Source organism: Lishizhenia sp., assembly GCF_057456495.1.
In genome coordinates, this window is record NZ_JBVCPV010000150.1 from 1 (window position 1) to 7,534 (window position 7,534).

Consider the following 7,534-nt stretch of genomic DNA (forward strand, 5'->3'; position numbering starts at 1 on the left):
CCCCTTGAAGCCATAACATTTCCGTATCTTGTTAAACACACAGTTGTATTACTCAGGTTTCTTGCTGCCGCAACTGCTACTTTTTCCATAAGAGCCTTGGAAATCCCCATAGCATTAATTGGATATGCAGCTTTATCTGTACTTAAACAAATAACTTTCTGAACTCCATTCTGTTCAGCTGCATCAATTACATTCTGAGTACCTAAAACATTCGTTTTTGTCGCCTCCAATGGAAAGAATTCACATGAAGGGACTTGCTTTAATGCCGCCGCGTGAAACACATAATTAACCCCACGCATAGCACGTTCAACGCTAGAAAAATCTCTAACATCTCCAATGTAAAATTTTAGTTTATCATTATTTAGTGCTTTACGCATGTCATCTTGCTTTTTCTCATCTCTAGAAAAGATTCGAATTTCAGCGAAATGATTAGTTTGTAAAAAACGTTGTAAAACGGCATTACCGAATGAACCCGTTCCACCTGTGATAAGAAGAGTTTTATTTTTTATTTCCATTAATTTTATTTCTTAATAGTTTAAACAACATGAGTGTTTCTTTATTTTTGAACAAAACAAGAGTCAAAACAAACAATAGATTATAGACAATCAACTTCAATACGAACATTGAAACACCTTCTTTAACCATAAACAAAGAATTATCTACTACAATTAATCCCAAAAAGATTATACAAGGCATAGTAATATTGACTAAATATAATAAGGAATCTTTTACTCTTAAAGAGAAGTTTAGTTTTCTATTGATTAACAGGTACATAATCAATAAGTTAATAAAAGTAGCAATCAAATTGGCTACTGATAAACCTAAAAGGCCTATGTGATTTGAGAGAAATATACTTAAACCAGCATTAAGTCCGAGAGAAATAACACTGGTATATAGTGGAATTTTCGTTTTTTCTTTGATATAATACAATCTAAGAATGATTTCCCTAAGCGCCAAAAAAAGTACATTTATTGAATAAGCTGAAAAAACCGTTGCAGTATTTTTAACATCAAGTAAGTCAAACTCTCCTCGATAATATATGATTTTCACAAATTCCGAACTATATACAGCAAGGTAAATAGTGGTTGGGAAAAGCAGAATAAATATTAATTTTAAACTAACCTTCGTAAGGTAAATTAAATCTCTATCCTTTTTTTCTACATACAATTTAGAAATGATAGGGTAAAGTACGGTAATAATCGATGTTGAGATTGTTCCAGATATAGTACCCTGAAGTCTTTGTGAAAATGTCAATGCGGACAAACTCCCTTCGCCTAACCCAGAAGCAACAGCAGTATTTACAAGTAAATTTAATTGATCAATCGAAAAGCCAATAAAAATTGGCGCCACTAACCAAGTCATTTTTTTTAAATTCGTGTCCCTTAAATTTATTATAAAATTAAAGTTAAAAAACCCCTTTGCTAGGTACCACTGGATTCCTAATATTATTACAAATGCTAAAACCCCTGACACAGCCATTGCCAATGGTCCGTAATTATCCCCAAAGAAAAATATCCCAACAATTACTATTATTGAGGAAATTAAAGGAATTATATGAGGTGCGTAGTACACATTTCTGGCATTTGAAACATTTGACAGAATAAGGCTTGAGGATGAAAATGCGAATGAAAGAACTAATACCCTTCCAAATTTAACTGCTAACAATCTTGTTTCCTGATTAAAACCTGGTGCAACAAAATCAATCAAGAAATCCATAGAAAAGTAACCAACTGTTGATAACAAAATCGATCCAATAAAAAAAATCGAAAGTAAATTCGATACGAATACATCTACTTTTTCCTGGCCTTCATTTATTAAAACCTTATTATACAAGGGTATAAACAAAACTAAGTAACTACTAACTATAGCTGCAAACAATATACTTGGGACATTATTTGCAGCGAAATAGGCGTCAGTTTCGAGTCCTGAACCAAATTTCCAGGAAATCATTATATCTCTTAAAAATGAAAATACTTTTCCAGAGATAACAATTAGTAATACAATAAAAGACTTTTTAAATACACTTTTCAACATTTTTCAATAATGTTATATTTAAAATGTTTTAGTTTCCAAACTACGAACACAAAAATTGAAATTCCTAGATAGTCAAAACCATGAAAAATTTGATTATTTGCCGGAACAAAAATGAACATTACAGTCAAAAGCGCAAACATCATAAGCGACACAGGATTCTTATATACAAGTACCTCTTTGTATGATTTACCATACAAGAATGACATAAGTGAAAAGAACACTAAAGTACCTATCCACGTAATGTCTGATGCAATCCAAGGAAATGCAGTGTGCCAGTGCTTTTTACCAGGTATTCCTTTCTCGGTTTCTAGTTTATTCAAATAAGTTTTCTCATATGGATCGAGTCCAGAAACACCTTTCATAATAGCCGATAGAGCGACTGAGTTCCCAACCCCATATGACCATTCCCAATCTGATTCTAGTGATTTTGAAAGCCCATAATACCCATTAGATAAATAACCTGTTGTAAATGTTGCAATACCTAATCCAAAATTATCACCAAATATTTTAAAAACGGGATGTTCAAAATCAAATTTGGCATATGATACCATATGATTGTTCAAATCATATGACGTTATATTCCGAGAGTTCAACCTAGAATACTGTGCGAAAGAAAACAAACCAAATACAAAAACAAAACCAAAAACAGCATACCTGATCAACTTTCTTCTTCGCTGCCTCGAAAAATTCACAGACTTTAATAACAAAACAACTCCGCCATAGATTGCAATGTCACCAATTGATTTTTGATTACCAAAAGCAACTGTTTGAGTTAAAATGATTAATATGATAAAGGAAATAAAATAAATCTTATATCTTTTAGCTAGTCTATCAAAATAATAAAATCCCAATGTAAAACATAAAAATTTCGGAATTGCTGAAAGAACTAATATGGCAAGTTCAAATGTCAAAATTGATTGTTCAGATTTCTCACTATACACTTCGTGGAAGGATGAATAGTTTTCTCCTAAAGATGCAAGTGATAAATTTAAACGTCCCGTAGAACCTAAATAAATCATGTTAATTAAATAGAGTACCAAGGAAAGTTTAATTGAAACCTCAATAACCCTAAAGATTTTTCTTGTATTTTGCTCTGAAAATGAGGTAAGACTTTTAGATCGGTAACCTAGTCTAAAAAAAAAATGACACCAACAATAAATACGTAAAAATAAAGATTGTAAGTAATCCTTTTTCATAATTTAGATAAACTTTGGGACCAAAAAAACTTATTAACAAAGTTATTGCAATATAGAATACATGAAAATTGATTGGTGCGTTTCTCATTGAATGCATTTCCTTTTAAGAGTTTACTTATTTATAAGAATCCCTCTATAACTTACCATCTGCTAAACTTCCAAGCACACTTTTGACATCATATATAACTGAATTAAATTTTCTGTTTTGATTATAATCAAGAGTTAAAAATTCTTTATGTGCAACTCCAAGAACAACAGCATCGTAAAGCTCAATAGGTTGATCATTATATATTTCTAAACCATACTCCTGCTCCACTTCCTCTTTTTTTGCCCAAGGGTCAAAAATGTCAACTTCTATTCCATAAGATGTAAGTGCTGATACAACATCAACAATTTTTGTATTCCTGACATCTGGACAATTTTCTTTAAAGGTAATTCCTAACATTAAAACTTTAGAATCTAAAACAGAAATCCCCTTTTTTATCATTTGTTTAACGATTTGTGAAGCTACATACTCACCCATACCATCATTCATACGGCGACCTGCTAAAATGATTTCTGGGTGATATCCCTTCTCTTGTGCTTTTTGTGCCAAATAGTAAGGATCTACACCAATACAATGCCCTCCAACAAGTCCCGGTCTAAATGGCAAAAAGTTCCATTTCGTTCCAGCTGCTTCCAAAACCGCTTGTGTATCTATCTCTAATAGGTTGAATATTTTCGCCAATTCATTTACAAATGCGATATTTATATCTCTTTGAGAATTCTCTATCACCTTAGATGCCTCGGCTACTTTAATCGTTGGCGCTAAATGTGTACCCGCTGTGATTACACTTTTATATAAAGCATCCACTTTCTTTCCTATTTCTGGTGTAGAACCAGAAGTTACCTTAAGTATTTTTTCAACGGTATGCTCTTTATCTCCAGGATTAATACGCTCTGGTGAATAGCCAGCAAAGAAGTCTTCATTAAACTTCAATCCACTTACTCGTTCTAACACAGGGACACATTCCTCTTCTGTTACACCAGGATAAACCGTAGATTCGTAGATAACGATATCCCCTTTCGTCAAGACTTTCGCAACTGTTTCAGAAGCCTTATATAATGGAGTAAGATCCGGTTTATTATGCTTATCTACTGGTGTAGGTACTGTAACAATGTAATAGTTACAATCCTTAATATCTTCTAAATTAGACGAATTAAACAAACCTATCTCCATATTGGCACTATCTACCAGCACAGACTTCAACAAGTCATCTTCTACTTCTAGAGTAGCATCATGACCAGTATTCAACTCTTTAATTCTCGCTTCATTAATATCAAAACCAACTACCGCATATTTAGTAGCTAATAAACGCGCCAAAGGCAATCCAACGTACCCTAATCCTATTATTGCAATTTTATCTTTTGTCATCTTTCTAGATCTTCTCTTATTTCAAATTCTCCCAGTACCATTTCAAAGCCTCTTTCAAACCATCTTGAAGCTTAAACTTAGGATCATAACCTAATAACTCTTTTGCCTTGTCAATACTTGCTAATGAATGAGGAATATCCCCCGCTCGATTTGGTCCATATATCACCTCAACATCTCCAATTGCACTATCGTAATTGGATAATTCCTCTTTGATATAACCTACCAATTGATTCAGGGTTGTTCTATCACCTACAGCTGTATTATACACTGTATTAATTGCTGCTTCATTATCAGTCAACATCGCCAATTCATTCATCTGTATTACATTATCGATGTACGTAAAGTCTCTTGAATAATTCCCATCACCATTAATAACAGGACTTTCATGCGCCATAAACTGCATCACAAACTTTGGAATTACAGCAGCATAGGCCCCTTTTGGATCTTGTTTTCTTCCAAATACATTAAAATACCTCAGACCTATTGTTTGCAGTCCGTAGGTATTTGAAAATATTTCAGCATAAAGCTCATTCACATACTTTGTAATTGCATAAGGAGATAATGGTTTTCCAATTTTATCCTCTACCTTAGGTAAAGACTCTGAATCTCCATACGTTGAAGAACTTGCAGCATAAACAAATCGCTTCACCTTCTCGTCTCTTGCAGCCACTAACATATTTAAAAACCCACTAACGTTCACATCATTACTTGTTATAGGATCATTGATGGATCGCGGAACGGAACCTAAAGCTGCCTGATGTAATACATAATCACAACCCTCAATTGCTTTTTTACACGTCTCTAAATCACGTATATCACCTTCTACAAAGGTAAATGCATCATTCTTTAAAAGGTGATTAATATTGTGCATATGACCCGTTGCTAAATTATCTAAACATACAACGCGATATTCTTTTCCAATAAAATACTCACATAAATTGGAACCTATAAATCCTGCTCCTCCAGTAATTAAAATCTTCTGTGCCATAATATGTAGTCCTGGTTTGTCTAAAACTCCGCAAAAATAGTATAATTATTGTCAAATCCATGACCTTATATCCGTTAAGTCTGAGTTAATAATCGACACTGACACCCTCCCAGCTCACTTTTGTCACAAACGATTGTACAATTAGGATTTCACCTATATTTTTTACCGGAAATACCCCAATGATTCAAACTAATCTTTTCGGTTAAACAAACCTATGCTTCACTAACAGTTAAACCTAGATTCTTCAATTTTCCGCACTATTACTTTAGTAGAATTGAATATTATTATTAAATTGGGTGTAACATAAAAGACACTATCGTCGTAACAGCTAACATAACAGCCTTTTGATAACATTAAATTAATTTCTGTTTTTAGAAGCTGATTTATCAGAAAAGTTATCTTTGTGGCGTTTGAAAAACAATAACTATGAAAAAAATTCTAACTTTTGTAAGTATCCTAAGCTTTGGATCCTTATTCGGCCAACAAATTGACATGAACAAGTGGTCTCTAGGTTTAGAGTACGGATCACACTTCCCTAACGTAATTCAAGAAAGCGGTGCAGGGAATTTATTCGGACACTACGGAGGAAATGTACGTTACATGTTCAATTCTAAAGTAGGTGTTATGGCTAACATCGGAGTTGAGACTTTCGAAAACTCTGGAATGTTCAACACAAACCTTCAAGGAGTAATTAACTTAACTGACGTTTTAGGTTTTGAAACATTCACAAAACACCTTGGACTATCTTACCACTTTGGTGGGGGATGGAGTAATTCTTGGGAAAAAGAAAACTTCAGTTTCGACGATAAATTTGTAAACTTCACGATGGGTCTTAGACCAAGAGTTAAGTTAGGTGAAAGAGTATCTATGTTCGTAGATATGTCTGCATACTTAATGTTGTCTAAGCAAAAGAACTTTGATTACGTTTCTGGATATGACAGAAACGGATTCGATGGTTACTTCTGGACACAGTCTATCGGATTGAACGTTTACTTAGGTAAAAAAGATTCTCACGCAGATTGGACACCAACAGGAAACAGAAATGCTGAATACGAAGCTCGTTTGGACGCGATTGAGCAAGGTATGAAGGATGATGACAACGATGGTGTTGCAAATTACTTAGACCAAGATAACAATACTCCAGAAGGAGCAACTGTTAACACGAAAGGTGAAGAAATCGAAGTACACGTTGATACAGATGGTGACGGTGTTGCTGATGAGTTTGATGCATGTCCTGAAACTGCAGGTTTATTCTCTGCTAACGGATGTCCTGATGCTGACGGTGATGGTGTTGCTGATGACAAAGACAACTGTCCTAACGAAGCAGGTGTTGCTTCAGAAGGTGGATGTCCATCTAAAGGTGGTGACTTCGGAGGAATCATGCCAAACATGATGGTGAACTTTGACTTGAACAAAGCTATCTTGAAAGAAGGAGATAAATTGATTTTGAAAAACGTTGCGAAAGTGATGAAAGATAACCCTTCTTACAAATTGATCGTTGACGGTCACACAGATAACTCTGGATCTGAAAAATACAATCAAAACTTATCTAAGCAGAGAGCTGCTGCAGTAATGAACTTCTTAACAACACAGGGTGTTGAGTCAAGCAGAATTACTATGAACGAATACGGTGAAACACAACCGATCGCTTCTAACGCAACTGCTGAAGGTAGAGCAATTAACAGAAGAGCTGAATTCTCTTTTGCAAAATAATTAATAAGAACTTTCAAACGAAAAAGAGGCTGCCCTTAGGGTCAGCCTCTTTTTTTATTCAATAATTTTTGAATCCAATTTGGTCTTCGAGACTTCGGTTACTCGACTCCGCTCGCAAACCTATTATCATTGATGGATTCAAGGATTAATTGAAAATAAATGAACAGAACCCAAACTTCGAAGTCAAAA

General features: G+C 34.2%; 6 protein-coding genes. 1 reads left to right on the plus strand and 5 read right to left on the minus strand.

Annotated elements, in window-relative coordinates; translation table 11 throughout:
* The 5 genes from AC22ZQ_RS10745 to AC22ZQ_RS10765 all read right to left on the minus strand — a co-directional run.
* The coding region (locus tag AC22ZQ_RS10745) for a polysaccharide biosynthesis protein (protein ID WP_318958788.1) at window positions 1–515 on the minus strand (515 nt) is incomplete at its 3' end.
* Window positions 499–2,034 (minus strand): murein biosynthesis integral membrane protein MurJ, encoded by a 1,536-nt coding sequence (gene murJ, locus AC22ZQ_RS10750; RefSeq protein ID WP_318958789.1) that lies wholly within the window; start codon window positions 2,032–2,034, stop codon window positions 499–501. The genes AC22ZQ_RS10745 and murJ, both read right to left, overlap by 17 nt.
* Window positions 2,028–3,230: a hypothetical protein gene (locus tag AC22ZQ_RS10755; RefSeq protein WP_318958790.1), complete on the minus strand. Its 1,203-nt coding sequence runs from the start codon at window positions 3,228–3,230 to the stop codon at window positions 2,028–2,030. The genes murJ and AC22ZQ_RS10755 overlap by 7 nt, the downstream gene beginning before the upstream one ends.
* 133 nt (window positions 3,231–3,363) lie before the next feature.
* A complete protein-coding gene (locus tag AC22ZQ_RS10760; RefSeq protein ID WP_318958791.1) occupies window positions 3,364–4,644 on the minus strand; it encodes a nucleotide sugar dehydrogenase in 1,281 nt (426 codons plus the stop codon).
* 16 nt (window positions 4,645–4,660) lie between these two features.
* Window positions 4,661–5,632, minus strand: a complete 972-nt coding sequence (locus AC22ZQ_RS10765; protein WP_318958792.1) for an SDR family oxidoreductase — start codon at window positions 5,630–5,632, stop codon at window positions 4,661–4,663.
* A gap of 426 nt (window positions 5,633–6,058) precedes the next feature.
* Between AC22ZQ_RS10765 and AC22ZQ_RS10770 the strand changes: the two genes are divergently transcribed.
* Entirely contained in the window at window positions 6,059–7,345 is a 1,287-nt protein-coding gene (locus AC22ZQ_RS10770; RefSeq protein ID WP_318958793.1) for an OmpA family protein, read from the plus strand.
* The last annotated feature ends 189 nt before the right edge of the window (window positions 7,346–7,534 follow it).

Excerpts from the sequence above, each read along its gene's own strand:
- murJ (WP_318958789.1), bottom strand. The coding sequence starts at position 2,034 with ATGTTGAAAAGTGTATTTAAAAAGTCTTTTATTGTATTACTAATTGTT.
- AC22ZQ_RS10755 (WP_318958790.1), bottom strand. The coding sequence starts at position 3,230 with ATGAAAAAGGATTACTTACAATCTTTATTTTTACGTATTTATTGTTGG.
- AC22ZQ_RS10760 (WP_318958791.1), bottom strand. The coding sequence starts at position 4,644 with ATGACAAAAGATAAAATTGCAATAATAGGATTAGGGTACGTTGGATTG.
- AC22ZQ_RS10765 (WP_318958792.1), bottom strand. The coding sequence starts at position 5,632 with ATGGCACAGAAGATTTTAATTACTGGAGGAGCAGGATTTATAGGTTCC.
- AC22ZQ_RS10770 (WP_318958793.1), top strand. The coding sequence starts at position 6,059 with ATGAAAAAAATTCTAACTTTTGTAAGTATCCTAAGCTTTGGATCCTTA.